Origin of the sequence: Streptomyces sp. NPDC048417 (genome assembly GCF_040651615.1) — a bacterium.
Lineage (GTDB): Bacteria > Actinomycetota > Actinomycetes > Streptomycetales > Streptomycetaceae > Streptomyces.
On record NZ_JBEZKI010000017.1, the window covers coordinates 41,207 to 67,026 of the forward strand.

25 protein-coding genes and 2 pseudogenes are annotated in these 25,820 nt (G+C 70.0%); 10 read left to right on the forward strand and 17 right to left on the reverse strand.

Annotation, left to right across the window (positions count from 1 at the left end; all coding sequences use genetic code 11):
- Nucleotides 1–35: 35 nt before the first annotated feature.
- Complete coding sequence (locus AB0D59_RS26115) at nucleotides 36–1,325, forward strand: LCP family protein (protein WP_362569867.1); 1,290 nt, start codon at nucleotides 36–38, stop codon at nucleotides 1,323–1,325.
- A 204-nt stretch (nucleotides 1,326–1,529) separates the two neighbouring features.
- Here AB0D59_RS26115 and AB0D59_RS26120 read toward each other — a convergent pair whose 3' ends face one another.
- A complete protein-coding gene (locus AB0D59_RS26120) occupies nucleotides 1,530–1,895 on the reverse strand; it encodes a four-helix bundle copper-binding protein (protein WP_362569870.1) in 366 nt (121 codons plus the stop codon).
- A 470-nt stretch (nucleotides 1,896–2,365) separates the two neighbouring features.
- On the opposite strand from AB0D59_RS26120, the gene AB0D59_RS26125 reads away from it, so the two are divergent.
- From AB0D59_RS26125 to AB0D59_RS26135, 3 genes and pseudogenes are all read left to right on the forward strand, one after another.
- A complete protein-coding gene (locus tag AB0D59_RS26125; protein WP_030115393.1) occupies nucleotides 2,366–2,557 on the forward strand; it encodes a hypothetical protein in 192 nt (63 codons plus the stop codon).
- Entirely contained in the window at nucleotides 2,541–3,065 is a 525-nt protein-coding gene (locus AB0D59_RS26130; RefSeq protein WP_362569873.1) for a DUF6879 family protein, read from the forward strand. The genes AB0D59_RS26125 and AB0D59_RS26130 overlap by 17 nt, the downstream gene beginning before the upstream one ends.
- Nucleotides 3,062–3,728 (forward strand): annotated as a pseudogene (locus tag AB0D59_RS26135) (helix-turn-helix transcriptional regulator); the annotation flags it as partial. The gene AB0D59_RS26130 and the pseudogene AB0D59_RS26135, both read left to right, overlap by 4 nt.
- Here AB0D59_RS26135 and AB0D59_RS26140 read toward each other — a convergent pair.
- Nucleotides 3,636–3,854 (reverse strand): annotated as a pseudogene (locus AB0D59_RS26140) (hypothetical protein); the annotation flags it as partial. The pseudogenes AB0D59_RS26135 and AB0D59_RS26140 overlap by 93 nt on opposite strands.
- Nucleotides 3,855–4,259: 405 nt before the next feature.
- Nucleotides 4,260–5,417 carry an acyl-CoA dehydrogenase gene (locus AB0D59_RS26145; RefSeq protein WP_362569876.1) on the reverse strand — a complete coding sequence of 386 codons (1,158 nt, stop codon included), beginning with the start codon at nucleotides 5,415–5,417 and terminating at the stop codon, nucleotides 4,260–4,262.
- Nucleotides 5,418–5,590: 173 nt separating this feature from the next.
- Between AB0D59_RS26145 and AB0D59_RS26150 the strand changes: the two genes are divergently transcribed.
- The gene (locus AB0D59_RS26150) at nucleotides 5,591–6,934 is read left to right on the forward strand and encodes a UDP-glucose/GDP-mannose dehydrogenase family protein (RefSeq protein ID WP_362569879.1); all 1,344 of its coding nucleotides are present in this window, start codon (nucleotides 5,591–5,593) and stop codon (nucleotides 6,932–6,934) included.
- Nucleotides 6,935–7,238: 304 nt separating this feature from the next.
- Here AB0D59_RS26150 and AB0D59_RS26155 read toward each other — a convergent pair whose 3' ends face one another.
- Nucleotides 7,239–7,745, reverse strand: coding sequence for a CGNR zinc finger domain-containing protein (locus AB0D59_RS26155; RefSeq protein WP_362569882.1), 507 nt, complete (start codon nucleotides 7,743–7,745; stop codon nucleotides 7,239–7,241).
- A gap of 142 nt (nucleotides 7,746–7,887) precedes the next feature.
- Between AB0D59_RS26155 and AB0D59_RS26160 the strand changes: the two genes are divergently transcribed.
- On the forward strand, nucleotides 7,888–8,247 hold the full coding sequence (locus AB0D59_RS26160) for a VOC family protein (RefSeq protein WP_362569885.1): 360 nt from the start codon (nucleotides 7,888–7,890) through the stop codon (nucleotides 8,245–8,247).
- Nucleotides 8,248–8,260: 13 nt separating this feature from the next.
- Nucleotides 8,261–8,647 (forward strand): VOC family protein, encoded by a 387-nt coding sequence (locus tag AB0D59_RS26165; RefSeq protein WP_362569888.1) that lies wholly within the window; start codon nucleotides 8,261–8,263, stop codon nucleotides 8,645–8,647.
- A 32-nt stretch (nucleotides 8,648–8,679) separates the two neighbouring features.
- Here the strand turns inward: AB0D59_RS26165 and AB0D59_RS26170 are convergent, their stop codons facing one another.
- The 4 genes from AB0D59_RS26170 to AB0D59_RS26185 all read right to left on the reverse strand — a co-directional run bounded on the left by AB0D59_RS26170 (nucleotide 8,680) and on the right by AB0D59_RS26185 (nucleotide 12,852).
- Nucleotides 8,680–9,774 carry a dipeptidase gene (locus AB0D59_RS26170; protein WP_362569891.1) on the reverse strand — a complete coding sequence of 365 codons (1,095 nt, stop codon included), beginning with the start codon at nucleotides 9,772–9,774 and terminating at the stop codon, nucleotides 8,680–8,682.
- A gap of 217 nt (nucleotides 9,775–9,991) precedes the next feature.
- Entirely contained in the window at nucleotides 9,992–11,170 is a 1,179-nt protein-coding gene (locus AB0D59_RS26175; RefSeq protein WP_362569894.1) for a dipeptidase, read from the reverse strand.
- Nucleotides 11,171–11,191: 21 nt separating this feature from the next.
- Nucleotides 11,192–11,716, reverse strand: coding sequence for a 5-(carboxyamino)imidazole ribonucleotide mutase (purE, locus tag AB0D59_RS26180; protein WP_362569897.1), 525 nt, complete (start codon nucleotides 11,714–11,716; stop codon nucleotides 11,192–11,194).
- Nucleotides 11,713–12,852, reverse strand: coding sequence for a 5-(carboxyamino)imidazole ribonucleotide synthase (locus tag AB0D59_RS26185; protein ID WP_362569900.1), 1,140 nt, complete (start codon nucleotides 12,850–12,852; stop codon nucleotides 11,713–11,715). Before AB0D59_RS26185 ends, purE begins: the two co-directional genes overlap by 4 nt.
- 207 nt (nucleotides 12,853–13,059) lie before the next feature.
- Here AB0D59_RS26185 and AB0D59_RS26190 point away from each other — a divergent pair, with 207 nt between their 5' ends.
- The gene (locus tag AB0D59_RS26190) at nucleotides 13,060–13,569 is read left to right on the forward strand and encodes a GtrA family protein (protein WP_362569903.1); all 510 of its coding nucleotides are present in this window, start codon (nucleotides 13,060–13,062) and stop codon (nucleotides 13,567–13,569) included.
- Nucleotides 13,570–13,575: 6 nt separating this feature from the next.
- On the opposite strand, the gene AB0D59_RS26195 is transcribed toward AB0D59_RS26190, so the two are convergent.
- The gene (locus AB0D59_RS26195; protein ID WP_362569906.1) at nucleotides 13,576–14,850 is read right to left on the reverse strand and encodes an ATP-binding protein; all 1,275 of its coding nucleotides are present in this window, start codon (nucleotides 14,848–14,850) and stop codon (nucleotides 13,576–13,578) included.
- A gap of 135 nt (nucleotides 14,851–14,985) precedes the next feature.
- The gene (locus tag AB0D59_RS26200) at nucleotides 14,986–15,663 is read right to left on the reverse strand and encodes a response regulator transcription factor (protein WP_007382513.1); all 678 of its coding nucleotides are present in this window, start codon (nucleotides 15,661–15,663) and stop codon (nucleotides 14,986–14,988) included.
- 492 nt (nucleotides 15,664–16,155) lie between these two features.
- On the opposite strand from AB0D59_RS26200, the gene AB0D59_RS26205 reads away from it, so the two are divergent.
- Nucleotides 16,156–17,652, forward strand: coding sequence for an oligopeptide:H+ symporter (locus AB0D59_RS26205; protein WP_362569909.1), 1,497 nt, complete (start codon nucleotides 16,156–16,158; stop codon nucleotides 17,650–17,652).
- A gap of 142 nt (nucleotides 17,653–17,794) precedes the next feature.
- Here AB0D59_RS26205 and AB0D59_RS26210 read toward each other — a convergent pair whose 3' ends face one another.
- The 6 genes from AB0D59_RS26210 to AB0D59_RS26235 form a co-directional block, all read right to left on the reverse strand.
- Nucleotides 17,795–19,108 carry a hypothetical protein gene (locus tag AB0D59_RS26210; RefSeq protein WP_362569912.1) on the reverse strand — a complete coding sequence of 438 codons (1,314 nt, stop codon included), beginning with the start codon at nucleotides 19,106–19,108 and terminating at the stop codon, nucleotides 17,795–17,797.
- Between the two features lie 2 nt (nucleotides 19,109–19,110).
- On the reverse strand, nucleotides 19,111–20,166 hold the full coding sequence (locus tag AB0D59_RS26215; RefSeq protein ID WP_362570320.1) for a hypothetical protein: 1,056 nt from the start codon (nucleotides 20,164–20,166) through the stop codon (nucleotides 19,111–19,113).
- 11 nt (nucleotides 20,167–20,177) lie between these two features.
- Nucleotides 20,178–21,029: a hypothetical protein gene (locus AB0D59_RS26220; protein ID WP_362569915.1), complete on the reverse strand. Its 852-nt coding sequence runs from the start codon at nucleotides 21,027–21,029 to the stop codon at nucleotides 20,178–20,180.
- A gap of 29 nt (nucleotides 21,030–21,058) precedes the next feature.
- Nucleotides 21,059–21,769 carry an LPXTG cell wall anchor domain-containing protein gene (locus tag AB0D59_RS26225; protein WP_362569917.1) on the reverse strand — a complete coding sequence of 237 codons (711 nt, stop codon included), beginning with the start codon at nucleotides 21,767–21,769 and terminating at the stop codon, nucleotides 21,059–21,061.
- A gap of 232 nt (nucleotides 21,770–22,001) precedes the next feature.
- Nucleotides 22,002–22,520: an ATP-binding protein gene (locus AB0D59_RS26230; RefSeq protein ID WP_362569920.1), complete on the reverse strand. Its 519-nt coding sequence runs from the start codon at nucleotides 22,518–22,520 to the stop codon at nucleotides 22,002–22,004.
- 181 nt (nucleotides 22,521–22,701) lie between these two features.
- The gene (locus AB0D59_RS26235) at nucleotides 22,702–23,106 is read right to left on the reverse strand and encodes an STAS domain-containing protein (RefSeq protein WP_362569923.1); all 405 of its coding nucleotides are present in this window, start codon (nucleotides 23,104–23,106) and stop codon (nucleotides 22,702–22,704) included.
- 305 nt (nucleotides 23,107–23,411) lie between these two features.
- Here AB0D59_RS26235 and AB0D59_RS26240 point away from each other — a divergent pair, with 305 nt between their 5' ends.
- Nucleotides 23,412–24,305: an RNA polymerase sigma factor SigF gene (locus AB0D59_RS26240; RefSeq protein ID WP_362570323.1), complete on the forward strand. Its 894-nt coding sequence runs from the start codon at nucleotides 23,412–23,414 to the stop codon at nucleotides 24,303–24,305.
- A 329-nt stretch (nucleotides 24,306–24,634) separates the two neighbouring features.
- Here AB0D59_RS26240 and hutI read toward each other — a convergent pair whose 3' ends face one another.
- Nucleotides 24,635–25,813 (reverse strand): imidazolonepropionase, encoded by a 1,179-nt coding sequence (gene hutI / locus AB0D59_RS26245; RefSeq protein WP_362569926.1) that lies wholly within the window; start codon nucleotides 25,811–25,813, stop codon nucleotides 24,635–24,637.
- Between the last annotated feature and the right edge of the window lie 7 nt (nucleotides 25,814–25,820).

Here is a 25,820-nt window from a genome sequence, read left to right on the forward strand (position 1 = left end):
TAAGAGGCACAGTCGCTGCCTGCACACTGGGGCCCATGAACGAATGGCCCGAGGGGCGGTCGAACGACAACCGCGGCAACCAGTACGGACGCGGTAGCGCAAGCGCGCAGCCTGAGGGCGCCCGCGTGATGCGCCAGGTACGACGCGGAGAGCCGTCGGCGCCGCCGTACGGCGCGCCGCAGCAAGGGGGCGGCGGCTACGCCGGCGTCCCGCAGCAGCCGGCGTACGGCAACGGGTACGACGACGGCTCCGGGTACGACAACGGCTACAACACCGGCCAGGTGTACGGCGGCGGCCCCGGGGGCGGGGGACCCGGCGGCACCCGTGAGCGCGGCCCGCGTCCGGCTCCGAACTGGCGCAAGCGGATAAAGTGGACGGCGATCGTCGTCGTGAGCGTGCTGATCGTCACATCCGTCGCCACCTACTTCTGGGCCGACTCCAAGCTGCACCGGGACGTCGACCTGTCGAAGGTCATCGACCGTCCCGCGGCCGGCGCGGGCACCAACTACCTGATCGTCGGTTCCGACAGCCGCAAGGGCATGTCGGACGAGGAGAAGAAGAAGCTGCACACGGGGTCGGCCGAGGGCCAGCGCACGGACTCGATGATGATCCTGCACGTCGGCGACAACGGCGACACGCTGATCTCGCTGCCGCGTGACTCGGACGTGGAGATCCCCTCGTACCAGGGGTCGACGTCCGGCAAGGTCTACCAGGGCACCGGCCGGCACACGAAGCTGAACGCGGCCTACGCCGAGGACGGCCCGACCCTCCTCGTCCGCACGGTCGAGTACAACACCGGTCTGCACATCGACCACTACGTGGAGATCGGCTTCGCCGGCTTCGCGGACATCGTGGACGCGGTCGGCGGTGTCACGATCGACATCGACAAGGGCTTCAAGGACAGCTACTCGGGCGCGAACTTCAAGGCGGGCAAGCAGACCCTGAACGGCGAGGAGGCCCTCGCGTTCGTCCGCACCCGGCACGCCTTCGCCGCGTCCGACCTCCAGCGCACCAAGAACCAGCAGAAGTTCCTGGCGGCGCTGGCCCACCAGGTGGCCACCCCGTCGACGATCCTGAACCCCTTCAAGCTCTACCCCACCCTCGGCGCGGGCCTGGACTCCCTCACCGTCGACAAGGACATGAGCCTGTGGGACCTGGCCTCGATGTTCTTCGCGATGAAGGACGTCAACGGCGGCGACGGCACCTCGATGAACATGCCGGTCTCCGGCTCCACGGGCGGCAACCTCGTCTGGGACAAGGCGAAGGTCAAGACCCTGGTGGACGAACTGAAGAACGACGAGAAGGTCACCGTCTCCGACAACTGACCCGCCGACCGAGCCGTCCCGGCGGCGAGCAGCGCAGACGGGGGAAGGGCGGGGCGCCGAGCATCAGCGTATCGGGCAGGATCTCTTGCACCGCTCGAACGAGTGCGGGACCGGCGTCCCTGCCGTCTCCTTGGAGCAGGAGTGTCCGCGACGCTGGCAGGGACCCCGGCCGGAGGCCCCTGACAGCGTTCGCGCGAAGCGGCGTCACATGGGCATGGCCGCCATCGAGCGGCACATCTCGGCGCAGCGGCGACACGCGTCCGCGCAGCGCTTCATCTGCGGGTCGTCCGGCATGGACATACACGCCTCGGCGCACATGTCACAGGCCTTGGCGCACATCGCGCACATCTCGGCCGACAGCGGCGAGCGCCGCATCATCATGTCGGCGCACATCCGGGTCGCCTCGGAGCAGTCCATCAGCGCGCGCATGATGCGCATGTGGGCCTGGCCGCCCTCCATCGACATGCAGGAGCTCATGGTCTCCTCGCACATCGTGTGGGTGGCCATGCACGCGTTGACGCACTCCTGCATCTGCTTGCTCATGGCCGTCATGGGTCCGGTCTGGGTCATGGCTCCTCCAGGGAAGGGGCGGGGTCCGGGGCGGTCCCCGTGTGGTTCCCGTCCTAAGCCCGACCGTCCGGTAGTGCCATTCGGGACCGACGCGAAAAAGGCGCCCCGAGGGCGCCTTCTCGCCGGATGCCGGTGCGGTTACGGCAGGTTGCGGGCCATGACGATCCGCTGGACCTGGTTCGTCCCTTCGTAGATCTGCGTGCTTTATAGGCCATACGGCTCTGACCTGTGCGAACACCCCTCCGAGAGGGGGTCTCCCCGGCATTCCCCGTGATCGTCAAGGGTCTCCGCAGGCAGGAGGTGCGCTGGAGGCACCTCCGCCAGTCGCGCGGTATACGAGCAGGCCCGGCGCAGGTTACGCGGTTTCCCGTTCCGTCAACCGTGATCGCTTGACCGGTGCGCCCGGCCCTCGGGAGCATCAACCCAGATGCGGGGTACTGGCAGCGGCACGGGAGAGGGGAACCCAGACCATGAAGGTCACCAAGCTGGTCAGCACGTGCGACATCAAGGACTGCCCGACGATCTACGCCACGGATCGCGGCACCTTCCTGGTACAGGGCGAGACGCCGACCGACCACGGGCTTCAGATTCCCGCGCACGAAACCTTGGTCGAGATCCCGATGGAACTGATCCAGAAGGCCATCCGTGACAACCTCATCTAGGACCCTCGTCGACCTCTTCGACGCGTTCGAGCGCGAGGCATTCCGGCTGGAGACCCTGGACGACTACAGCAAGTCCGGGAGCGTCGACGCCTATCAGGCATTCCTGGCCGGGGAGCCACAGCCAGACGACTACAACGCAGGCTGGGTCGAAGAACTACGCTCGCACACCGAGAAGGGGAAACGGGTATACCGGGTCCATATCCTGTCCCGCCCGCTCGCGGACTATCTTAGGTTCGAACTCGGCTGGGGCTACCACAAGAACGTGAGCGGGGGCGAAGAGTTCTTCATCCTCGACATCACCGGCAAACCCAACCCCTTGGAGAGCGTTCCGGATTTCTGGATCTTCGACTCCGAATCCGTGGCCGTGATGAACTACGACGGAAGCGGAAAGTACCTGGGTTCGGAAGTACTACCGTCGGAACGAACAGCGGAATTCACGCGGTACCGTGATGCGGCTCTCGCCCACGCGGAACCGTTCACCGAATGGTGGGCCAAGTACGGGACGTGAACAGAGCACAGCTTGGAGCCGCGCTGCGGGCGCTGCGAGTGGCATCCGGCAAGGAAGCCGAAGCGGTGGCCCGCAGCGCCCTCATGTCTCCATCCAAGCTGTCCAAGATCGAGAATGCGAAGCTGGCCCCCAGCGCGACGGACGTAGAGCGCATCCTGACCGCCATCGGCGTCTCGGACGAGGTCAAGGCGGAGTACGCGGAAGCCGCACGCGCGTCAGCGACGGAGGCGACGGCGTGGCGTCCTGCTCAAGCGGATCGGGGTCCACAAGGGCCAGCAGGCCGCCAAGGCTCTGGAAGCCCAGATGTCTGTACTGCGGCTGTTTCAACCCGCGCTCGTTCCGGGCCTGCTCCAGACTCCCGAGTACATCCGGGCCATTCTGCAACGCCACAACCTGAGTGAAGACGCACTCACGCGAACGATCAATGGGCGACTCGAACGGCAAGCGGTTCTCTACGACAACGCAAAGTCGCTTCGCTTCGTCATCACCGAACCTGTTCTGCGCTGGCGCATCGTGCGACCGCAGATGATGGCTGCTCAGCTTGATCGCATCGTCTCTATTTCACGACTCTCACACGTGGACATCAGGATAGTCCCGCTGCGTGTTCAGCAACACGACATCGCAAATCATGCCTTCGTCATCCGTGACGACCGCATGGTGACCTTCGATCAGATCCCGCATTTCGTCACCGGCCAGCGCGGATCGCTCGAATCCTTCGAACTTATCAACGTAGAGACTCACATCTCGCGGGTCCGTAACAATGACTTCGGCATGGACGGTTTCAACGGTCCCGGCACTACTACGGGTCGCGGCTGCTGTACGCCGGAGTCCCCGAGAACGACGTGGCCGACTGGATGGGCCACAGCAGTACTGACGTGCTCAGGGAGCACTACCACTACATCTTCGAAGGCGCCGAGCAGCGCGGCCGGGCAGCCATCGCAACCATGCTGATGCCCGGCGCGAACGACCCCACGGAGGTGACAGAAGTCGCCTGATCCGCGTACGACAACAGCCCCCGGCAGCACGCCGGGGGCTGTGTTGTTTGTGCAGGTCAGTGGCCGTTTCCAGCCCGGCATCCACCCAGGATTCCCCCAGCATGACGCCCAGGAACGGTCCTGATCGGGCCGCAAGGGGCAGAAAGCCAAGGATGTCCTCTCGGACCCTCGAAACCGCCTTTGACCTGCAAAAACCCTGCTACGGCAGGTTCCTCGCCATCACGATCCGCTGAACCTGATTCGTACCTTCATAAATTTGCGTGATTTTCGCATCGCGCATCATGCGCTCGACCGGATAGTCGCGGGTGTAGCCGTAGCCGCCGAGGAGCTGGACGGCGTCCGTGGTGACCTCCATGGCGGTGTCGGAGGCGAAGCACTTCGCCGCCGCGCCCTGGAAGGTGAGGTCGGCGTCGCCGCGCTCGGAGGCGGCCGCGGCCTGGTAGGTGAGGGCACGGGCCGCGGCGATCTTCATGGCCATGTCGGCGAGCATGAACTGGATGCCCTGGAAGTCGCCGATGGGCTTGCCGAACTGCTTGCGCTCCTGGACGTAGCCCTTGGCGTAGTCCAACGCGCCCTGCGCCACGCCCAGCGCCTGGGCGGCGATGGTGATGCGGGTGTGGTCCAGGGTCTTCATCGCCGTCGCGAAGCCGGTGCCCTCCGCGCCGATCATGCGGTCGGCGGGGATGCGGACGTTGTCGAAGTAGACCTCACGGGTCGGCGAGCCCTTGATGCCGAGCTTCTTCTCCGGGGCGCCGAAGGAGACGCCCTCGTCCGACTTCTCGACGACGAACGCGGAGATGCCTTTCGAGCGCTTGGACGGGTCGGTCACGGCCATGACGGTGTAGTAGTCGGACACGCCCGCGTTGGTGATCCAGCGCTTCACGCCGTTGAGGACGTAGTGGTCGCCGTCGCGGACCGCCTTCGTCTTCATGCCGGCCGCGTCGGAGCCCGCGTCCGGCTCGGAGAGGCAGTACGAGAACATCGCGTCGCCCTTGGCGAGCGGGGTCAGGTACTTCTTCTTCAGGTCCTCGCCGCCGGAGAGGATCACCGGGAGCGAGCCCAGCTTGTTCACGGCGGGGATGAGGGAGGAAGAGACGCAGGCGCGGGCCACCTCCTCGATCACGATGACCGTGGCGAGCGCGTCGGCGCCGGCACCGCCGTACTCCTCGGGAACGTGCACGGCGTGCAGGTCGCCCGCGACCAGCGCGTCGAGGGCCTCCTGCGGGAAGCGGGCCTCCTCGTCCACCGCGGCCGCGTACGGGGCGATCTTCGCCTCGACCAGCGCGCGGACGACGTCGCGGAGCATGTCGTGCTCCTCGGACGGGCGGTACAGGTCGAAGTCAGCCGATCCGGCCAAGGTCTCTCACTCCAGACGCAGTGGTGCTGACGCTAATTACTGTTAAGTAACTCAAAGTTTAGAGCGCGGCCCACGGAACGGTGACGTGAGGTACGCGACAGCGGGAAAGTTGCCCGCGGGAGGGCCCGGTTATGCTCGGCCCCGCAGCACACACGTCCCCGAGCTGGAGCATCATGAGCCTCAAGATCACTGTGATCGGCACCGGTTATCTCGGCGCCACGCATGCCGCGGCCATGGCGGAGCTCGGCTTCGAGGTACTCGGCCTCGACGTCGTACCCGAGAAGATCGCCATGCTGGAGCGCGGCGAGACCCCGATGTACGAGCCGGGGCTCGACGAGTTGCTGCGCCGGCACGTGGCCGGCTTCGAGGGCTCCACCGGGCGGCTGCGCTTCACCACCGACTGGGCCGAGGTGGGCGCTTTCGGGGATGTCCACTTCGTCTGTGTGAACACCCCGCAGAAGCACGGGGAGTACGCGTGCGACATGTCCTACGTCGACTCCGCGATCGCGTCGCTGGCCCCGCATCTCACCGGGCCCGCGCTCGTCGTCGGCAAGTCGACCGTGCCGGTCGGTTCGGCGGAGCGGCTGGCCGCCTACCTCGCCGAGCACGCGCCCGCGGGCGCCGAGGCCGAGTTGGCCTGGAACCCGGAGTTCCTGCGGGAGGGCTTCGCCGTCCAGGACACCCTGCACCCCGACCGGATCGTGGTCGGCGTGCGCAGCGAGCGGGCCGAGAAGCTGCTGCGCGAGGTGTACGCGACGCCGGTGGGTGAGGACACGCCGTTCGTGGTGACCGACTTCCCGACGGCCGAGCTGGTGAAGACGGCCGCGAACTCCTTCCTGGCGACCAAGATCTCCTTCATCAACGCCATGGCGGAGGTGTGCGAGGCCGCGGACGGCGATGTGGCCAAGCTGGCCGAGGCGATCGGGCACGACGACCGGATCGGGAAGAAGTTCCTGCGCGCCGGGATCGGGTTCGGCGGCGGCTGCCTGCCGAAGGACATCCGGGCGTTCATGGCCCGCGCCGGCGAGCTGGGCGCCGACCAGGCGCTGACCTTCCTGCGCGAGATCGACTCCATCAACATGCGGCGCCGGGGTCAGATGGTCGAGATGGCCCGGGAGGCCCTGGGGGGCGGGTCGTTCCTCGGGAAGCGGGTCGCGGTGCTCGGCGCGGCGTTCAAGCCGGACTCGGACGACGTACGGGACTCGCCGGCGCTGAACGTCGCCGGGCAGATCCATCTGCAGGGCGGGCAGGTGACGGTGTACGACCCGAAGGGGATGGAGAACGCTCGGCGGTTGTTCCCGACCCTTGGCTACGCGCAGACCGCGCTGGAGGCCGTGCGGGGGGCGCATGTCGTGCTGCATCTGACGGAGTGGCGGGAGTTCCGGGAGCTGGACACGGCGGCGCTGGGTGCGGTGGCCTCGGCGAAGGTGATCCTTGACGGGCGGAACGCGCTGGAGCCGGACGTCTGGCGGCGGGCGGGGTGGACGTTCCGTGCGATGGGGCGTCCGACCGCTTAGGTCCGCGGGTGCGTGGGGGCTGCTCGCGCCCACGGCGACAGCCGCACATCGACACAGCCCGGTCGCACCCACGCGGCGGCAGCCGCACATCGAGACAGCCCGGTCGCACCCACGCGGCGGCAGCCGCACATCGATACGGCCCCGCGCCCCTGAGGGGCGCTCCGGCACAGGGTGCTGCGTCGTACCGCATCCGTCCAGAACAAAGAAGACGACACCGGTTCGGCCGAGGCTCAGTCGGCCGAACCGGTGTCCTGGTGCATTCTGCACCACGCGGCACAGGTGTGGCCGGTGAACTGCCTGTGCCTTACTTGTCCTTGGCCCGGTACCGGCGCATCTTCGCGCGCGCCCCGCACACCTGCATCGAGCACCAGCGGCCGCGTCCCGCCGGGCTGCGGTCGTAGTACGCCCAGTGGCAGGTGTCGGCCTCGCAGGCCTTGAGGCGGGTCCAGGTGCCCTCGACCAGGGCGCCGGCGACCGCCGCCGCGACGCGGGACAGGAGTGGACCCTCGTCCGCGGGGGCGAGGGTGGCCGAGCCGTCGGCCGGGTCCACGGCGATGTGCAGGGGGGCGTCGGCCAGCAGTTCTCCGAGCGGGGTCACCTGGCGGTGCGGGGGGTGGCCGGCGTGGGCGAGGAGTGTGGCGCGCAGCGACTCGCGCAGGGCGCGCGCGAGCGGGAGTCCGGCCTCCGTGATGCCGAGGCGCGCCCTGCCGTCCGGCGTGTCGAGCGCGTCGGCGCCCGACTCGATGTCCAGCGTGTTCACCAGGGCCTCGACCAGGGCCAGGCCGCCCGGCGCGGGCGATCTCTCACTCATCCCTGCAAGCTACCTCCCGAATCACCTTGCGAGGTTACCTCCACTAGGGGAGCATGCGGTAACGGTGACTGGTTACCCGGCTCTACAGGTAACAGGTGACGGGTGGCCGGCAACAGGCAACTCGGACTTCGAGGAGGAAGTCATGGCTCTCGCCAAGCTCGGTGTCGTCGTCCTGGACTGTCCCGACCCCTCCGCGCTCGCCGGTTTCTACGCGGCGGTGCTCGGCGGCAGCGTCGAGGGGGACGAGGAGTGGGTGGACCTGGTGGTGCCCGGCGGGCAGGCGCTGGCCTTCCAGAAGGCGCCCGGCCTCGTCCCGCCGAAGTGGCCCGCGCCCGACGATTCCCAGCAGTTCCACCTGGATCTGGTGGTGGACGATCTGGACGCGGCCGAGAAGGGGGTGCTGGAGTTGGGCGCGAAGCCGCTGGACGCGGCGGACAGGGCGCGCAGCTTCCGGGTCTACGCCGACCCGGCGGGGCACCCGTTCTGTCTCTGTGCCTGCTGACGAGGGAGGACTCATGGCGATCGTCGCCCGTCTGCGCAACGTGGTGATCGACTGTCCCGACCCGCTCGCACTGGCCCGCTTCTACGCCGCCGTGGGCGGGGGTACCCCGGTGGCCGAGGACGACGACTGGGTCGTCCTGCGGGTACCGGAGGGACCGCGGCTGGGCTTCCAGCGGGTGGCGGGGTACACGCCGCCCGAGTGGCCGCGGGCCGACCGCAACCCCCAGCAGTTCCATCTCGACTTCGACGCGGGGTCGACCTGGGAGGAGGTCGACGCGGCGCACGAGAAGGTGCTGGCGCTGGGGGCGCGCCCGCTGGATCTGGAGGACCGGGAGAAGAAGGACTTCCAGGTGTACGCCGATCCGGCCGGTCATCCCTTCTGCCTGTGCCGGATCCCCTGATCACGCGGTCCGGACCGGCCGACCGGGCGGGCTCACGCCTCCGGGTCGGTCGGACTGGCGGGGGTCGGCTCGCGGCGGCGTTGGGCCGCGCGGGCGGTGAAGTCGGCGCTGCGTAGCACTCGCTGGACGTTTTCCCAGGTCAGCATGGACAGCTCGGTCTCGGACCAGCCTCGTCGGAGCAGTTCGGCGATCAGGTGCGGATAGCGGGAGGTGTCGGCGAGGTCGCGGGGGTGGGCGGCTCCGGTGTCGTAGCTGCCGGACAGGGCGACGCACTCGGGGCCGGCCACGATCCGGACGTGGTCGAGGTGGTCGGCGACGTCCGGGACGGCCGGCCCGGACTGCTCGGTGGTCAGCGGCACCATGCACAGGCCCTGCTGCTCGCCCAGCTGCACGAGCAGCGCGTCGGAGAGGTTGGCGGGGTGCGGGCGTACGGCCGCGGCGGCGGAGCGGGTGCACAGGACCGGCGTCTTGGACAGGGCGAGCACCCGGGCGAGGACCGGCTCCGGGGCGCCGGACAGGTCGGCGAGCACGCCGAGCCGGTTCATCTCCCGGATCACCTCCTCGCCGAACCGGGTCAGCCCCTCGCGGTCCGCCCAGGCGGCCCCGGCCAGGGAGAGCACGCGCAGGCCGAGGGAGTTCAGGACGCGCAGGATGCCGAGGGAGTCGTCGACGGCGGCGGCGGAGGCGGGGCCGAGCACCACGGCGACCCGGCCGCAGTGGCGGGCGTCGATGATCTGCCCGGCGGTGCGCACCAGCCGGATCCCCTCCGGGTGCCTGCCCACCACCCGGCGCGCCAGGTCCAGCTGTTCCAGGGTGGCCCCCACGGCCCGTTCGCCGCGTTCCTCCTCCGGCAGGTCCAGCGACCAGAACAGCGCGCCCACGTGCCCCTCGCGCAGCCTGGGTACGTCCGTGTCCACGGCCGCCTCGCCCAGTTCCAGGTCGTACCAGGGCAGCGGCCCGAGCGCCCGCGGCAGCCCGCTGTAGCCGTCCGCGACCGGGTGCGCGGCCAGCACGACATGGGCCTGTTCCAGGAACTCGGCGTGGGACACCACCGGGAACGGGTCGCCCAGGAGGCTGTCGTCCTCGCCGACCTCGGTCGTGGTGGGAACGTCGTGGAGGTCGGCCATTGCGGGCTCCGTACGTCGTCGTGAGCTACGTCGTGATGGGGCTGTAGCCCACCGTCGCACGCCCGCCCGGGAGGGTTCCTGGTGGACGGGGCGTTCGGGGGTACGGCCGCCCGCACGGCGCGGGTGACGGAGCCTGTGACCGCCGGGACCGGGGCGCACCGGGGCGGACCGGGCGGGGCCGACGGTCGCACCCGGTCGCCCCGTCCCGTCTCGCCGGTCAGCCGTCCAGCTGGGAGATGGTCGCGTTCGACGGCCCCCGCGTCCCCTGGAGGTCCCGGGCCACGTCCTCCGCCGCGCCCAGGACGCGGACCGCGTTCTGCCAGGTGAGCTTGGCCAGGTCGGGGCGGGACCAGCCGCGGTCGAGGAGTTCGGCGATCAGGTTGGGGTAGCCGGAGACGTCGTTCAGGCCGTCGGGGGTGAAGGCCGTGCCGTCGTAGTCGCCGCCGATGCCGATGTGGTCGATGCCGGCGGTCTCGCGCATGTGGTCGAGGTGGTCGGCGACCGTGGCGGTCGTCGCGACCGGGCGGGGGTGGGTCTCCTCGAAGGCCCGGTGGACCTTCATCGCGTCCTCGGTGGTGTCGAGGTGGTGGAAGCCGTGCGCGCGCATGTTGTCGTCGGCCGCCGCCGTCCAGTCGACCGCCGCCTGGAGCACGAACTTCGGTACGAACGTCACCATCGCGACACCGCCGTTGCCGGGGAGGCGTTCGAGGACGTCGTCCGGGATGTTGCGGGGGTGGTCGCAGACGGCCCGGGAGGAGGAGTGGGAGAAGATCACCGGGGCGGTGGTGGTGTCGAGGGCGGCGCGCATGGTCGTCGCCGCCACGTGGGAGAGGTCCACCAGCATGCCCAGCCGGTTCATCTCCCGGACGACCTCGCGGCCGAAGGCCGACAGCCCGTCCACGTTCGGCTTGTCGGTCGCCGAGTCCGCCCAGTCGTTGTTGTCGTTGTGGGTGAGCGTCATGTAGCGCACGCCCAGCTCGTACAGACCGCGCAGGGTGCCCAGCGAGTTGTCGATGGAGTGGCCGCCCTCCGCGCCCATCAGGGAGGCGATCCGGCCCTCGGCGCGCGCCGCCTCCATGTCGGAGGCGGTCAGCGCGGCCCGCAGGTCGGCCGGGTAACGGGCGATCAGCTGCCGTACGCAGTCGATCTGTTCGAGGGTCGCCGGGACCGCGCCCGGCAGGTCCGAGCGGACGTACACCGACCAGAACTGGGCGCCCACCCCGCCCTCGCGCAGGCGCGGGATGTCGGTGTGCAGGTGCGCGTTCTGGTGGCCGGCGATGTCACGGGCGTCGAGGTCGTAGCGGACCTGCTCGCGCAGTGCGTAGGGCAGGTCGTTGTGGCCGTCGACGACCGGGAACTCGCGCAGCAGGGACCGGGCTTCGTCGGATGAGGTCATTGCGTATTGCTTCCCGGTGTCCTACTTGCCGAAGCCGAAGCCGTTCGAGCCGCCCTCGACCTTCGACCGCAGGCGCTTGCCCTTCTCGGTCGCCTGGTCGTTGAGCTCCTGCTGGAAGTCCCGCATCCGGGCCAGCAGGTCCTCGTCGTGCGTGGCCAGGATACGGGCGGCCAGCAGGCCCGCGTTGCGGGCGCCGGCGACCGAGACCGTGGCGACCGGGACACCGGCCGGCATCTGCACGATCGACAGCAGGCTGTCCATGCCGTCGAGGTACTTCAGCGGGACCGGGACGCCGATGACCGGGAGGGGGGTGACGGAGGCGAGCATGCCCGGGAGGTGGGCCGCTCCCCCGGCACCCGCGATGATCACCTTCAGACCGCGCTCCGCCGCCTGCTCGCCGTACGTCACCATCTCGCGCGGCATGCGGTGCGCGGAGACGACGTCGACCTCGTACCCGATCTCGAACTCGTCCAGGGCCTTGGCGGCGGCCTCCATGACGGGCCAGTCGGAGTCCGAACCCATGACGATGCCAACAACAGGGCTCATTCGGTGATCGTGCCTCTCAGGTAGCCGGCAGCGTGACGTGCGCGTTCGAGAACGTCGTCCAGGTCGTCGCCGTAGGTGTTGACGTGTCCGACCTTGCGGCCGGGCTTCACGTCCTTGCCGTACATGTGGATCTTCAGTTTGGGGTCGCGGGCCATGCAGTGCAGGTACGCGGAGTACATGTCGGGGTAGTCCCCGCCGAGGACGTTGACCATGACCGTCCACCTGGCGCGGGGCCGCGGGTCGCCCAGGGGCAGGTCGAGAACCGCCCGCACATGGTTGGCGAACTGGCTGGTGATCGCGCCGTCCTGACTCCAGTGGCCGGAGTTGTGCGGGCGCATCGCCAGTTCGTTGACGAGGATGCGGCCGTCGCGGGTCTGGAACAGTTCGACGGCCAGATGGCCGACCACGCCCAGTTCCTTGGCGATCCGCAGCGCCATCTCCTCGGCCCGCAGGGCGAGGGCCTCGTCCAGGTCGGGGGCGGGGGCGATGACCGTGTCACAGACGCCGTTCACCTGCTGGGACTCGACCACCGGGTAGGCGACGGCCTGGCCGTGCGGGGAGCGTACGACGTTGGCGGCCAGCTCGCGGACGTAGTCGACCTTCTCCTCGGCGAGGACGGGCACGCCGGCGCGGAACGGGTCGCTGGCCTCCTCGGCGGTCTCCACGACCCAGACGCCCTTGCCGTCGTAGCCGCCGCGGACCGTCTTGAGGACGACCGGGAAGCCGTCGCCCTCGGACGCGAACCGGACCACGTCCTCCGGGTCGGCCACGATCCGGTGGCGCGGGCAGGGGATGCCGATCGCGTCGAGCTTGGCCCGCATCACGCCCTTGTCCTGGGCGTGCACCAGAGCGTCGGGACCGGGGCGCACGGGGATGCCGTCCGCCTCCAGGGCCCGCAGATGCTCGGTGGGCACATGCTCGTGATCGAAGGTGATCACATCGCAGCCGCGCGCGAACGCGCGCAGTGTCTCCAGGTCGCGGTAGTCGCCGATGACGACATCGCTCACCACCTGGGCCGCGGAATCCTGAGGGGTGTCACTGAGGAGCTTGAACCTGATGCCCAACGGGATGCCCGCTTCGTGCGTCATACGCGCGAGCTGGCCCCCGCCGACCATGCCGACTACCGGGAACGTCACGCCCCCAGAGTATCGGCCGCGCCACGGTGGCCGGTTTCCGCGCCTGCGACCAGGGCACTTACCTGACGCTTCACCGCCTCTTGCCCCGCTTTTCCGGTGTTCTTTCCAAGCCGTTTCCGACCTGTGTCGCCATCCACGGGCGTGGGACATACTGGGTCGTTAGAGTGGCTGGGTCGCCAATGCCTACGGACGGGAGCCCTCACAACCATGGAAGGTGGTTCCTCGGGGCTGCAACGGCTCGTGCGCGAGGTCGCCAAATTCGGCGCGGTCGGCGGTGCCGGCATTCTCGTCAATCTCGGCGTCTTCAACCTGGTCCGGCACCTCACCGAGCTTCCGGTGGTGCGGGCGAGCGTGATAGCCACCGTCGTCGCCATTGTCTTCAACTACCTCGGCTTCCGCTACTGGACGTACCGGGACCGTGACAAGGGCGGCCGCACCAAGGAACTCACCCTGTTCCTGCTGTTCAGCGCGGTCGGCCTGGTGATCGAGAACGGTCTGCTGTATCTGGCTACCTACGGCTTCGGCTGGGACAGCCCGCTGCAGAGCAACGTCTTCAAGTTCGTCGGCATCGGCGTGGCGACGCTGTTCCGCTTCTGGTCGTACCGCTCCTGGGTGTTCAAGGCGCTGCCGGCCCGTGAGACGGTCGCCGACGCGGAGGCGATCCTGGAGCAGGCCGCCGACTCCGCGGAGCCCAAGCCCACGCAGCGGGTCTTCTGAGTCCTTCTAGCGGACCGTCGGCCGGTCGTCGTCCGGCGGCTTGTGGGCCGGCGGGGTGCGGGACAGGAACAGGCCGAACACCGGCGGCTGGGCCTGGAGCAGTTCCAGGCGGCCGCCGTCGGCCTCCGCGAGGTCGCGGGCGACGGCGAGCCCGATCCCGGTGGAGTTACGGCCGCTGATGGTGCGCTCGAAGATGCGGTTGCCGAGGTCGGCGGGCACCCCGGCGCCCTCGTCGGTCACCTCGACGACCGCCTGGTTGCCGGTGACCCTGGTGCGCAGGGCGACCGTGCCGCCGCCGTGCATCAGCGAGTTCTCGATCAGTGCGGCCAGCACCTGGGCGACGGCGCCCGGCGTGCCCACCGCCCGCAGATGCCGCTTGCCGGAGCTGACGATCGCCCGGCCCGAGCTGCGGTAGGCGGGCCGCCACTCGGCGAGCTGCTGCTGGATGACCTCGTCGAGGTCGAAGGTGACGGCGGAGCCGGTGCGCGGGTCGCGGGAGTTCGTCAGCAGCCGCTCCACGACATCGGTCAGCCGCTCCACCTGCGTCAACGCCACGTTCGCCTCCTCCTTCACGGTGTCCGGGTCGTCGGTGAGGGTGATCTCCTCGAGCCGCATGGACAGCGCGGTCAGCGGGGTGCGCAGCTGGTGGGAGGCGTCGGCGGCCAGCCGCCGCTCGGCGGTGAGCATCCGCCCGATCCGCTCGGCGGAGGAGTCCAGCACGTCGGCGACCCGGTCCAGCTCCGGAACGCCGTACCGCTTGTGCCGGGGGCGCGGGTCGCCGGAGCCGAGCCGCTCGGCGGTCTCGGCGAGGTCGGTGAGCGGGGAGGCGAGCCGGTTGGCCTGCCGGATGGCCAGCAGCACGGCGGCGATCACGGCGAGCAGCGCGACGGCTCCGATGATCAGCAGCGTCCGGCCGACCTCCCGGGTCACCGTGGAGCGCGGCTCCTGGACGGTGACCGTCTCGCCTTCCTCGCCGTCGACGGTGTAGTGGATGACGTCACCCTCGGGCTTGATGCCGAGCTCGATCGGCGCCTTGCCCGGGATCCGGATGACGGCGTACTGGTCCTTGCCGACCTGGCTGTGCAGTATCTCGGCGGTGACGTCCTCGTCCCCGAGGATGCGGCTGTCGACGATGCTGGCGAGGCGGAGCGCCTCGGAGTCGACGCGTTCCTGGGCACTGTTGCTGATGGTCCGCGACTCGACGATCACGAGAGACACGCCGAAGACCGCGATCACGACCAGTACGACAGCGAGGGTGGACTGGATCAGACGACGACGCACAGGATTCTCCGAGGGGCGACTTCAGCGCCCCGTCAGGGGCGCGGGACGCTGACATGTGCGGCTCCGCCGCGTGGGCGCGACCAGCCACCCACGACGGTCAGTCGCGCAGCGTGAGGTACCCAGGGCGATCCGCACTCAGCTCTTCTCGAACCGGAAGCCCACACCACGCACCGTAGCGATGTACCGCGGGTTCGCCGCATCGTCGCCGAGCTTCTTGCGCAGCCACGAGATGTGCATGTCGAGCGTCTTGGTCGACGACCACCACGTCGTGTCCCAGACCTCCCGCATCAACTGGTCACGAGTAACCACCCGCCCGGCGTCCCGCACCAGCACCCGCAGCAGGTCGAACTCCTTGGCGGTGAGCTGGAGTTCCTCGTCCCCCATCCACGCCCGGTGCGACTCGACGTCGATCCGCACCCCGTGCGTGGCCGGCGGCTGCGCGGGCTCCGCGGCGCCGCGGCGGAGCAGCGCCCGTACCCGGGCGAGCAGTTCGGCGAGCCGGAACGGCTTGGTGACGTAGTCGTCGGCACCCGCGTCCAGGCCGACGACGGTGTCCACCTCGTCGGCCCGCGCGGTGAGGATGAGGATGGGTACGGCGTGGCCCTCGGCACGCAGTCGGCGCGCCACCTCCAGGCCGTCCATGCCGGGCAGCCCGAGGTCCAGCACGACCAGGTCGATGCCGCCCTGCATTCCGGCGTCGAGCGCGGTGGGTCCGTCCTCGCGCACCTCGACCTCGTAACCTTCCCGGCGCAGTGCGCGGGCCAGCGGCTCCGAAATGGACGCGTCGTCCTCGGCGAGCAGTACACGGGTCATGAGGTGATGGTAGTCCGATTACGCGCTGTGCCGGGGTGTGATCGGCACCAGGGATTCTTACCTTGGGGCACAGTGGTACGAACCTGTGAGCGAGAGGTGAGACCGTAGAGGGGCCTTCGAATGCGGGCACACGGTTCCCCCGACACCTGTGATCCGCGTCTCAAGTCCTTCCATATACGCCGGTGTCCTGACGTACAGTGACGTGAACGCCTGTAGTACACCCGGGGACCTTTGGTGGGCTTCTTGACACTGAAGGTCTCTTTTGTGTGCGGGTCGGCCAATGCCGGCCTCGAAAGGAATGACCTCTGGCCGGGCTCCGGACGCGACACAGCGTCACGGGGCGTGGATCCCGGTGGTCGCCGTCCGCCGCTCCGTGATCCGGGGCGGACTCCCCCTGGGCGTGGGGTGGACGGTCCGACCCGCCGGTGCCGGCCGCTCCCCCCACGGGCGCGCACAGCCCCACCGCGCGTCCCGACCAGCAAGGAACGACCAATGGCGTCCAGCCTGACGAAGGACTCGGTCCGACCGGGCACCCCCGGTTCCGATAAGACCTTCTTCGGCCACCCCCGCGGACTGGCCACTCTCTTCATGACCGAGATGTGGGAGCGTTTCTCCTACTACGGCATGAAGGCCCTGCTCCCGCTGTACCTGGTCGCTCCCGGCGGCCTGCACATGAGCGCGGCCACGGCGACGGCGATCTACTCGGTGTATCTGTCGCTCGTGTACCTGCTCACCCTGCCCGGCGGCTGGTTCGCCGACCGTGTCCTCGGCCCCCGTAAGACGGTCGCCGTCGCGGGCGCGATCATCATGCTCGGCCACCTGACGCTGGCGCTGCCCAGCTCCGGCACGTTCTTCGCGGGCCTCGGCCTGGTCGCCATAGGCTCAGGTCTGCTGAAGGCCAACATCTCCACGATGGTCGGTCACCTGTACGGCGGTCCGGACGACCCGCGCCGTGACGGTGGCTTCACGCTCTTCTACATCGGCATCAACCTGGGTGCCTTCGCCGCGCCGCTGGTCATCGGCACGGTCGGCGAGAACTACAACTGGCACCTCGGCTTCGCGCTGGCCGCGCTCGGCATGGCGCTGGGTCTGGCCCAGTTCCTGCTCGGCACGCGCCACCTGAGCTCGCGTTCGGACATCGTCCCGACGCCGCTGTCCGCCGCGGAGAAGAAGGCGACGCTCACGAAGGCCGGTCTGTGGGCCGCCGTCGCCGTGGTCTTCTACGTCGTCGTGGGTGTCTCCGGCGTCTACACGCTGAACTGGCTGCTGGTCCCGATCACGATCGCCGGTCTGCTGATCCCGGTCGTCGTCATCGCCCGCATCAAGCGCGACAAGGACCTGGACCGCGCCGAGCAGTCCAAGATGAGCGCGTACATCTGGTTCTTCGTGGCCGCCGCGGTCTTCTGGATGATCTACGACCAGGGCGGCTCGACGGTCTCCCTGTTCGCCGAGGCCTCCGCGCGGAACACCGTCTTCGGCTGGGAGTTCCCGGTCTCCTGGTACCAGTCCGTCAACCCGGTCATGATCATGGCGTTCGCGCCGGTCTTCGCCTGGGCGTGGCTGGCGATGGCGCGGCGCGGCAAGGAGCCGAGCACGGCCGTGAAGTTCGCCGGTGGTCTGGTGCTGATCGGTGCGTCGTTCTTCCTGTTCCTGGCTCCGCTGTCGATCGCGGACGGCGGTCACAAGGCCGCGGCGATGTGGCTGGTCGGCATCTACTTCGTGCAGACCGTGGGTGAGCTGATGCTCTCTCCGGTGGGTCTGTCCGTGACGACCAAGATGGCTCCGGCGAAGTACGCGTCCCAGATGATGGGCGTGTGGTTCCTGGCGGTCACCGCGGGCGACGCGACCACCGGTCTGCTGTCCATCGCGGGCGTCGACCTCAACAAGACGGGGATCGTGGCGTTCCAGGCGGTGCTGGCGGTGCTCGCCGGTGCGGCGGTGTGGATGTACCGGAAGAAGGTCCGGGAGCTCATGGGCAACGTTCACTGATCGTCTTCTGACAGAGGGCCACCGCATTCTTTGGAATGGGGTGGCCCTCGTCGTGTCTCGGCCAACGGTTCGTGGGGGTTGCTCGCGCCCACGCGGCCGAGCCGCATGTCGCATACAGCCCCGCGCCCCTAACGGCGGTGGATCACCTCGTCCTCTTTCGAGGCATGAAGGTGAACACAGCGCCGCCCAGGAGGATCGCGGTACCCGCCACCAGTCCAAGTGCCTTCACTGCGCCATTGCTGCTGTCTCCCGTCTCCGCCAGTCCGCCGCTGCTGCTCGAACCGCCCGACGAACCGCCCGACGTCGACGAACCCCCCGACGCCCCGCTCGCCTGCTCGGTCGTGTCCAGGGTCAGGGAGACCTCCGACTTGGTCGGTGTGCACGTGGTCGTCGTACCGAGGGCGTTGACCGTGAGCACACCCGGCGACAGCGTCGACTCGCCGCTCGCCCCCGGCTTGTACGTGCCCGTCAGGTCCGGGATCTCGATCGGGTCGCCGGACTTGATCGCGGAGGAGTTGGTGGGGCCCTCCACATGGACCGTGCCCTTGTCGGCGCCGCCCAGGACCACCTCCATCGACGGCTTCACCGAGTCCGCCGGGATGTCCGCGGGGCTGTCCATCACGGACCCGTTGAACTGCACGGTGAGGTCGAAACTCCCGCCGTTCTTCTTGGCGTTGATCTGCACCGGCGAGGTCGCGTTCTTGTCGCCGATGGGCGTCTTGCAGGCGTAGGGGACGTCGACCTCCTTGCCCGTGAAGTCGGTCTGGCCGGTGCCCGTGCCGTCGGAGGCGGAGGCGGACGCGGAGGCCGAGTCGGACGGGGAGGCGGAGGCGGACTCCGACGCCGAGTCCGAGGGGGACGGGGAGGCCGAGCCGGTGTCGGTCGGTGTCGCCGAGTCGCTCGAACCGCTGCCGGTCACCTCGATCGTCGCCGCCTTCTGCACGGTCTCCGAGGGGGTGCACACGGTGTCCGTCCCGAACGCGTTGACCTTGTACGCGTCCGGGGTGAGCGTCACCGCGCCGGGTGAGGTCAGTTTCAGCGTGCCCGTCATGTCGGACAGCACCATGTCGCCGCCCTTGGGGATCGCCGGGTTCTCGCGCGGCCCCTGCAGGGCGATGTCGGCGGTCTGGGCGCCGGCCGCCTTGAGCGTGCCGGACGGCTGGACCGAGTTGGCGGGCAGGTCGATGATGTCCGGGTTCTTGGACGCGGCCTGCACGAACTTCCAGGTGATGTCGACCGTGTCGCCGACCTTCGCGGTGGCGGGCGCGGTGATCTCCACCTTGGTGGTCCCGTCGACGGGGTCGGCGACCCCGGCGGGCGGTACGCAGTGGGTCGCGAACGACACCTCGGCCGCCTGCGCGGTCCCGGCGGCCGCGCCCAGCAGCAGGCCGGCCCCGCCGAGGACCAGCGCGGCCGCCGCCGCACCCGCTCTGACCGGTGTCACTCTCCTTCGCATGGTCACGTGGTTCCCTTCCTGGTGGGAGTCGTGGGACTCGTGGAACTGTCGTCGTGCGGTGCGGAGAGCCGACCGGCCGCCGTGCCCGGATCGTTGTCCGGGGTGAACCACGGCAGGGTCGAGGTCGTGTCGGGCGCGGGCTCCGGCGCGCGCGGGCGCGGCCGCCGGAGGGTCGGGCGGTGCACGCCCCGGTGGCGGATGCCGCCCGCGCGGGGCGGTCGTATCCGGTCCACCACCGCCATGCCGATGCGGAAGACGGCGGCCGGAACGACCACGCAGAGCAGGAGCCAGAACAGGGTCACGCCCCAGGGGCGGCCGACACCCCAGGGCTGCTCGGCGAGGACCTTGCCGTCGTACCGGAGGGAGACGGTGTAGTCGCCGTGCGCCCCGGCGGAGAGTTCGACGGGCAGTTTGATCTGCGCCTTCTTGCCGGGCGCCAGGGTGCCGCGCCACTGCTGCTCGTCCCACTGGGGGGCGAACACGCCGTGTGCGGTGCCGACTTGGAAGACGGGGTCCTTGAGGGTGGTGGAGCCCGCGTTGCCGATGGTGAAGACGAGGGTGCGGGAGGGGGGTGCGCCGAACCAGGTCAGCAGGCCGGAGGAGCCGTCGAGGCGGGTGTCGGTGAGCATCGAGAGGCGGCCGCCGGTGGGCTCGGCGGGCAGCGCCTTCACGGGGTGCCCGGCGACCTGGAAGACGGCGTCCGCGTCGGCCTTCGCGCCGGTCACGGTCGCCACGTGCACCACGCAGGGGCAGGGCACCGGCGGCTCGGCGACCGGGAGCTGCTTACTGAAACCGCCCTTCGCGTCGGTGGTGACGGCGCGTCCGTCGGCGTTGGCGCAGGAGTTGGTGCCGCCGATCACGCCCCGGGCCGGGGTGGCCTGGCCGCAGATCAGCATCATCAGCAGGGTGTGCGGCCGCCAGCCGGTGCCGCTCACGGTGACCGATCCGCCGGTGCCGGCCTGCGGCTCGGAGACCTTGACAGCCGGTCCGTCGGCGGCCGTGGCCAGGGGCGTCAGAAGCAGCGCGAACACCACCGCCAGCACCGTCGATATCGCCATCGCACGCGCTCTCACCGCGCCGCTCCCGTCAACTCGGCCTCCATGGACAGGGGTTCGGCCGTCGCCTGGCCGGCACGGCGCCTGCGCAGTCGTACGACCGTCACGGCGGCGCCCGCCGCCAGCGCGCCCGCGGTCCCCGCGACCGCGCCCCAGGGCACGAACCGCGCGCGGGCGCCCGCCGTGTCGTGCGCGCCGCCCGCCGCCGTCGCCGTCAGCCGGACGTCGACCGCGTCGAGGGCTGGGTGGCCGGGCCAGGGCTCGCTGAGTTCGGTGCGGCTGCCCGGGGCGAGGCGGACCGGGAGGGTGCGCGGGGGCCGGTCAAGGAGGTCCCGGCCGAAAACCCCCTCCGCGTGCACCGCGAGCTTCGGTACGAGGACGGTCGTCCCCCGGTTGACCAGCTCGTACGTGATGCGGTCGCCGTGGACGGCGACATGTTCGACGGTCAGCGCGGTCAGGGTGGGGCCGCCGACGCGCAGCCGGACGCGGACGGTGGCGGTGCGGCCGTCGGCGTCCTTCGCGACGAGCGTGCCGGGGCGGTCACCGGGGGCGGCGCCGCTCGGGACGGTCACCGTGAAGGGGACGTCGGCCCGGGTGCGCGCGGGCACGCGGACGCTCGGCCCGGCGAAGGCGACGGGGACGCCGGTGCCGGACAGCCGTACCGTGACCGGGTGCCCGCCGCGGTTGGTCACCGACACGGTGTCCTGGAGGACCGCCCCGGGGGCGCCCTCGGCGTAGAAGGACGGGCGGCCGCCGCCCGCGGGCGCGAGTGACCAGTCCCCGGCCGCCGCGGCGCGCGGGGCGGTGGCGAGCAGGGTCAGCACGGCGAGGCCGAGCACACGGGTGGCGGACTGGGCGGACGGCATGGGCGGCTCCAGCGGTCGGACCCTCGGGGTCAGCGGCGTACGGGCTGGTTCCGCCGGGTCAGCCAGAGGGCGCCGGCCGCGCCCGCGAGCAGCACGGTGCCGCCGAGGGTGCCGAGCGCGACGAACGAGTCCTCGGGGCCGGTCTTCGGGAGAGTGCCCCCGGAGTCGGCGCCGGTGCCGCCGGACGACGAGTCGGAGCCGGTCGAGCCGGTGGAGCCGCCCCCGCTCGCGGCGCTCACGTCCAGAGTCAGGGACGGGCCGGGGTTGTTGGTGGGGTTGCAGGTCGTCGTCGTGCCGAGCGCCTTGATGGTGAGCGTGCCCGCCGTGAACGTCACCTTGCCGGTCTTCTTCGGGGTGTAGGTGCCGCTCAGGTCATTGATCTTGATGGGGGTGTTGGCGGGTATCGCGGCCCCGTTGGGCGAGCCGGTCACGTTCAGGGTCCCGCTGTCGGCGCCGCCGAGCTTGATGGTGGCGCTCGGGTTCATCGCGCCCTTGCCGAGTTCGACGGGGCTGGAGGAGACCCCCTTCTGCCAGGACATCGTGATCTTGTAGCCGCTGCCGCTCCGGACACCCTTGATGTCGATCGGGGAGACGGCGCTCTTGTTGCCGATCGGCGTCTTGCAGGCGTAGTTGACGTCGACGACGGTGGCGTGCGCCGCCGGGGCGGTGAGCAGCACCGCCGAGCCGGCCAGGGCTGCGGCGGACGCGAGCACGGCGGTGCGTTTCGGGTACGACGACACGGTCGGTCCACCCCATTCGCTACTGACGAGGTATCAGATTCGGCCGTCAAGGTACGCCGGGGCTCATGAGGAGGGAAGAGAAAGGGAGTGGCGGAAGTGTGAGTGCCCCGTGAGGGGCGCGGGGCTCCATCGCTTTGCGGCTCCGCCGCGTGGGCGCGAGCAACCGGCGACACCCCGCAGCCGCCGTCCGACACGGCGCCGCATCCTCTTGGGCATACGGCGGCGCCCGCTCTTACGCCGGCGCCCCCAGCTCGGCCCAGACGGTCTTCCCGGCCTCCCCGGACGCCCGGACAACCCCCCAGTCCAGGCACAGCCGCTGCACGATGAACATCCCGTGGCCGCCCGGCCGCCCCGCCCGATGCGGAGTCCGCGGCGCCGGCTGCCCGGCCCCCCGGTCGGACACCTCCACCCGGATCACCTTGTTGTCGCAGGCCAGGAACAACTCGTCCGGCCCCTCCGCATGCAGGCACGCGTTGGTGACGAGCTCGGAGACGACGAGCAGCACATCCTCCGCGGCGGCCCTGCGATCGGCGGACGCGGCGGGCAGCCAGCCCCACGCGTACAGCGCCTGCCGGGCGAAGTCGCGAGCCAGCGGGACGACCCCGCTCTCGCCGACAAGGCGCAGCCTGCGGACCTGACGACCCCCCGACGAGTCGGACGGCACGTCGGACGCCGCCCCCTCGGACACCCCGGAGACGCCGCTGGTCTCCGGGCCGCGGTCGCCCGGCGGGTAAGGCCGGGTGGTGCTCATCAGCGCTTCACCTCACCGTTTCACCGGTTAACGATTCACAAATTCGCGTTGCTGCAGTTCGTACGGGCCTGTCGGGATGACCTACTCAACCGGGGCCGGGTAGGTCGCCGACAGATCCAGAATGTCTCCTGCCCGGGCGATCCGCCGGGACACCCCCTGGTTGCGAACACCGGGCCGGGACTCAGCTCTCGCTGTCGGTTTCGCCGGGTTCGCCGGGTTCGTCGACCAGAGCCGCCTCGACGGAGTCATGGACGGTGAAGACCGCCTCGGCCCCCGTGATCTCGAACACCCGGGCGACGACAGGCAGCATCCCGGCGAGGTGCACCCCGCCTCCGGCGGCCTCGGCCCGCAGCCGGGTGCCGAGCAGCACGTTCAGCCCGGTGGAGTCGCAGAACTCGAGGCGTGAACAGTCGACGACAAGGCGTGAGAAGCCTTTGTCGAGGAGATCGTCGAGCGGCTCGCGCAGCAGATCGGCGGTGTGGTGATCGAGCTCACCCGCCGGAATCACGACGGCGCTGGGGCCCTCTTCCCGCACTTCCACCAGCAGCCGGCCCGACTGTGCGCTGCCGACCGTCCCGTGGTCCATTGCCGTCTCTCTCCCGAGGTCGTGACCGCTTTTACCACCGTCTGACCGTTGTCTGACGATGCCCACCGAAGTCTGCCGAACGCCGTGTCGGCGCCCTCGAACATTACGCCTTCTCCACGCACTCCGACACCCGAACAACCTCTCACAATCGGACAAATGCCAATAGAACGGACTTGCGAGTGGCTCGCCGGAGCGGGTAGGGCTAGTAGGGACACGAAAACCGACACGGCCGGCTTTGGAGGCGCCGCACTCCGCAGTGCACGCACGGCTTCGGCAGCCTTATGCCGAGAACGATGGAGGACACCATGTCACCCCGGCTCGACGCATCGCATACCCGGACGGCGACGTCGACACCCCCACCGGAACAACTGGATGCCATCGAGGGACTCACCACGGAGCTCGGCCTCCCTGAGATCCCCCCGTACGACGAGGTCGACGCGGTCGACGCGCGAGCCCTGTCCAAGACCCTCTTCCAGCGGCTGGAGTCGCTGGAGGAAGGCACGCACGAGTACTCGTACGTACGCAACACGCTCGTCGAACTGAACCTCGCGCTCGTCAAGTTCGCCGCCTCCCGGTTCCGCTCCCGCAGCGAGCCGATGGAGGACATCATCCAGGTCGGCACGATCGGCCTGATCAAGGCGATCGACCGCTTCGAACTCTCCCGGGGCGTCGAGTTCCCCACGTTCGCGATGCCAACCATCATCGGCGAGATCAAGCGCTTCTTCCGCGACACGTCGTGGTCGGTACGGGTCCCGCGCCGCCTCCAGGAGCTGCGTCTCGACCTCGCCAAGGCGGGCGACGAGCTGGCGCAGAAGCTGGACCGCGCCCCCACGGTCGCGGAACTCGCGGAGCGCCTCGGCCTCTCGAACGACGAGGTCGTCGAGGGCATGGCCGCCTCCAACGCGTACACGGCCTCCTCCCTGGACGCACAGCCGGACGAGGACGAGTCCGAGGGCGCTCTGGCGGACCGCATCGGCTACGAGGACCACGGCCTCGAGGGCATCGAGTACATCGAGTCCCTGAAGCCGCTGATCGCCGAGCTCCCCTCCAGGGACCGCAAGATCCTCTCGCTGCGCTTCGTCGCCGGCATGACCCAGTCGGAGATCGGCGAGGAACTCGGCATCTCGCAGATGCACGTGTCCCGGCTGCTGTCCCGGACGCTGGTGCAGCTGCGCAAGGCGCTGACGCTGGACGAGTGACAGAAGCGGCCGCCGGGGTCGTACGACTGCGGGCGCGCGGGAGCCGGTCGCTCCCGCGCGCCCGCAGCCGTATGCCGGACACACCCCCGTCACCCGCCCCGCCCGCCTCTTCTCGCCAAAGGCCTCCCTCGCGCCCAGCCCACACCCCGAACCGGCCGGTACGTCAGCAAGGACGGGCACCCGGCCGTGCCGGCCCGAAGGGGCGCGCGACGGTCCGGGGCAGGAGATCGCCATCGAGACGGCCCGCAGCCCGAACGGCGACGACCACCTCTCCCTGGAGCCGGTGCACGACGGCACGGCCCAGCGTCGGCGGGCCGGGGCGAGCCGGCTCAGCCGACGGCTCGGACGCCCCCGCGCCACACCCCGGCCACCAGCGGAACCCCCGGCCGGTAGGCGAGGTGGACGTGGCTGGGGGCGTCCAGCAGGGTCAGGTCGGCACGGGCGCCGAGGCTGAGCCGGCCGATGTCGTCCCTCCTCAGGGCCCGCGCGCCGCCCGCCGTCGCCGACCACACCGCCTCGTCCGGGGTCATGCGCATGTCCCGGACGGCCAGGGCGATGCAGAAGGGGACGGAGGACGTGAAGGAGGAGCCCGGGTTGCAGTCCGTGGAGAGGGCCACGGTCACACCCGCGTCCAGGAGGCGGCGGGCGTCCGGCCACTCGGCCCGGGTGGAGAATTCGGCGCCCGGGAGGAGGGTGGCCACCGTCGCGCTGTTCGCGAGGGCGTCCACGTCCGCGTCCGTGAGGTGGGTGCAGTGGTCGGCGCTCGCCGCGTCCAGTTCGACGGCCAGCTGGACGCCGGGGCCGTAGGAGAGCTGGTTGGCGTGGACGCGCGGGGTCAGGCCCTTCGCCTTGCCCGCCGTGAGGATCGCGCGGGCCTGGTCGCCGTCGAAGGCGCCCTTCTCGCAGAAGACGTCGACCCAACGGGCGTACGGGGCACACGCGTCGAGCATCTCGCCGGTGACCAGGGAGACGTAGGCGGCCGGGTCGTCGGCGTAGTCCGGGGAGACGATGTGGGCGCCGAGGTAGGTCACCTCGTCGGTGTGGGCGGCGGCGATGCGCAGGGCCCTCGCCTCGTCCTCGACCGTCAGGCCGTAGCCCGACTTCGTCTCGAAGGTGGTGGTGCCCTGGCGGAGGGCCTCGGCGAGGTAGTGGGTGAGGTTCGCCTCCAGCTCCGCGTCGGTCGCGGCGCGGGTGGCGGCGACGGTGGTGCGGATGCCGCCCGCCGTGTAGGACCGGCCGGACATCCGGGCGTTGAACTCCTGGGTGCGGTCGCCCGCGAAGACCAGGTGGGAGTGGGAGTCCACGAAGCCCGGCAGCACCGCCCGGCCGCCCGCGTCGACCCGGTTGTCAGTGGCGGGTGCTTTGCTGGATTCACCGGTCCACACGACACGGTCGCCGTCGATGACGACGGCCGCGTCCTGGATCAGACCGAGAGGGGAGTTGTCACCGAGGGAGGGGTCGTTGGTGACCAGCGTGGCGATGTTGGTGATGACGGTGCTGCTGCTCATGGTGTCC

Bases quoted from the DNA above. Each gene is read 5' to 3' on its own strand.
- hutI (WP_362569926.1), bottom strand. From the start codon at position 25,813: ATGAGCAGCAGCACCGTCATCACCAACATCGCCACGCTGGTCACCAAC.
- AB0D59_RS26160 (WP_362569885.1), top strand. From the start codon at position 7,888: ATGGCTCTCGCCAAGCTCGGTGTCGTCGTCCTGGACTGTCCCGACCCC.
- AB0D59_RS26200 (WP_007382513.1), bottom strand. From the start codon at position 15,663: ATGACCCGTGTACTGCTCGCCGAGGACGACGCGTCCATTTCGGAGCCG.
- AB0D59_RS26175 (WP_362569894.1), bottom strand. From the start codon at position 11,170: ATGACCTCATCCGACGAAGCCCGGTCCCTGCTGCGCGAGTTCCCGGTC.
- AB0D59_RS26150 (WP_362569879.1), top strand. From the start codon at position 5,591: ATGAGCCTCAAGATCACTGTGATCGGCACCGGTTATCTCGGCGCCACG.
- AB0D59_RS26170 (WP_362569891.1), bottom strand. From the start codon at position 9,774: ATGGCCGACCTCCACGACGTTCCCACCACGACCGAGGTCGGCGAGGAC.
- AB0D59_RS26190 (WP_362569903.1), top strand. From the start codon at position 13,060: ATGGAAGGTGGTTCCTCGGGGCTGCAACGGCTCGTGCGCGAGGTCGCC.
- purE (WP_362569897.1), bottom strand. From the start codon at position 11,716: ATGAGCCCTGTTGTTGGCATCGTCATGGGTTCGGACTCCGACTGGCCC.
- AB0D59_RS26125 (WP_030115393.1), top strand. From the start codon at position 2,366: ATGAAGGTCACCAAGCTGGTCAGCACGTGCGACATCAAGGACTGCCCG.
- AB0D59_RS26220 (WP_362569915.1), bottom strand. From the start codon at position 21,029: ATGCCGTCCGCCCAGTCCGCCACCCGTGTGCTCGGCCTCGCCGTGCTG.
- AB0D59_RS26240 (WP_362570323.1), top strand. From the start codon at position 23,412: ATGTCACCCCGGCTCGACGCATCGCATACCCGGACGGCGACGTCGACA.
- AB0D59_RS26165 (WP_362569888.1), top strand. From the start codon at position 8,261: ATGGCGATCGTCGCCCGTCTGCGCAACGTGGTGATCGACTGTCCCGAC.
- AB0D59_RS26230 (WP_362569920.1), bottom strand. From the start codon at position 22,520: ATGAGCACCACCCGGCCTTACCCGCCGGGCGACCGCGGCCCGGAGACC.
- AB0D59_RS26155 (WP_362569882.1), bottom strand. From the start codon at position 7,745: ATGAGTGAGAGATCGCCCGCGCCGGGCGGCCTGGCCCTGGTCGAGGCC.
- AB0D59_RS26215 (WP_362570320.1), bottom strand. From the start codon at position 20,166: ATGGCGATATCGACGGTGCTGGCGGTGGTGTTCGCGCTGCTTCTGACG.
- AB0D59_RS26120 (WP_362569870.1), bottom strand. From the start codon at position 1,895: ATGACCCAGACCGGACCCATGACGGCCATGAGCAAGCAGATGCAGGAG.
- AB0D59_RS26235 (WP_362569923.1), bottom strand. From the start codon at position 23,106: ATGGACCACGGGACGGTCGGCAGCGCACAGTCGGGCCGGCTGCTGGTG.
- AB0D59_RS26210 (WP_362569912.1), bottom strand. From the start codon at position 19,108: ATGCGAAGGAGAGTGACACCGGTCAGAGCGGGTGCGGCGGCGGCCGCG.
- AB0D59_RS26205 (WP_362569909.1), top strand. From the start codon at position 16,156: ATGGCGTCCAGCCTGACGAAGGACTCGGTCCGACCGGGCACCCCCGGT.
- AB0D59_RS26115 (WP_362569867.1), top strand. From the start codon at position 36: ATGAACGAATGGCCCGAGGGGCGGTCGAACGACAACCGCGGCAACCAG.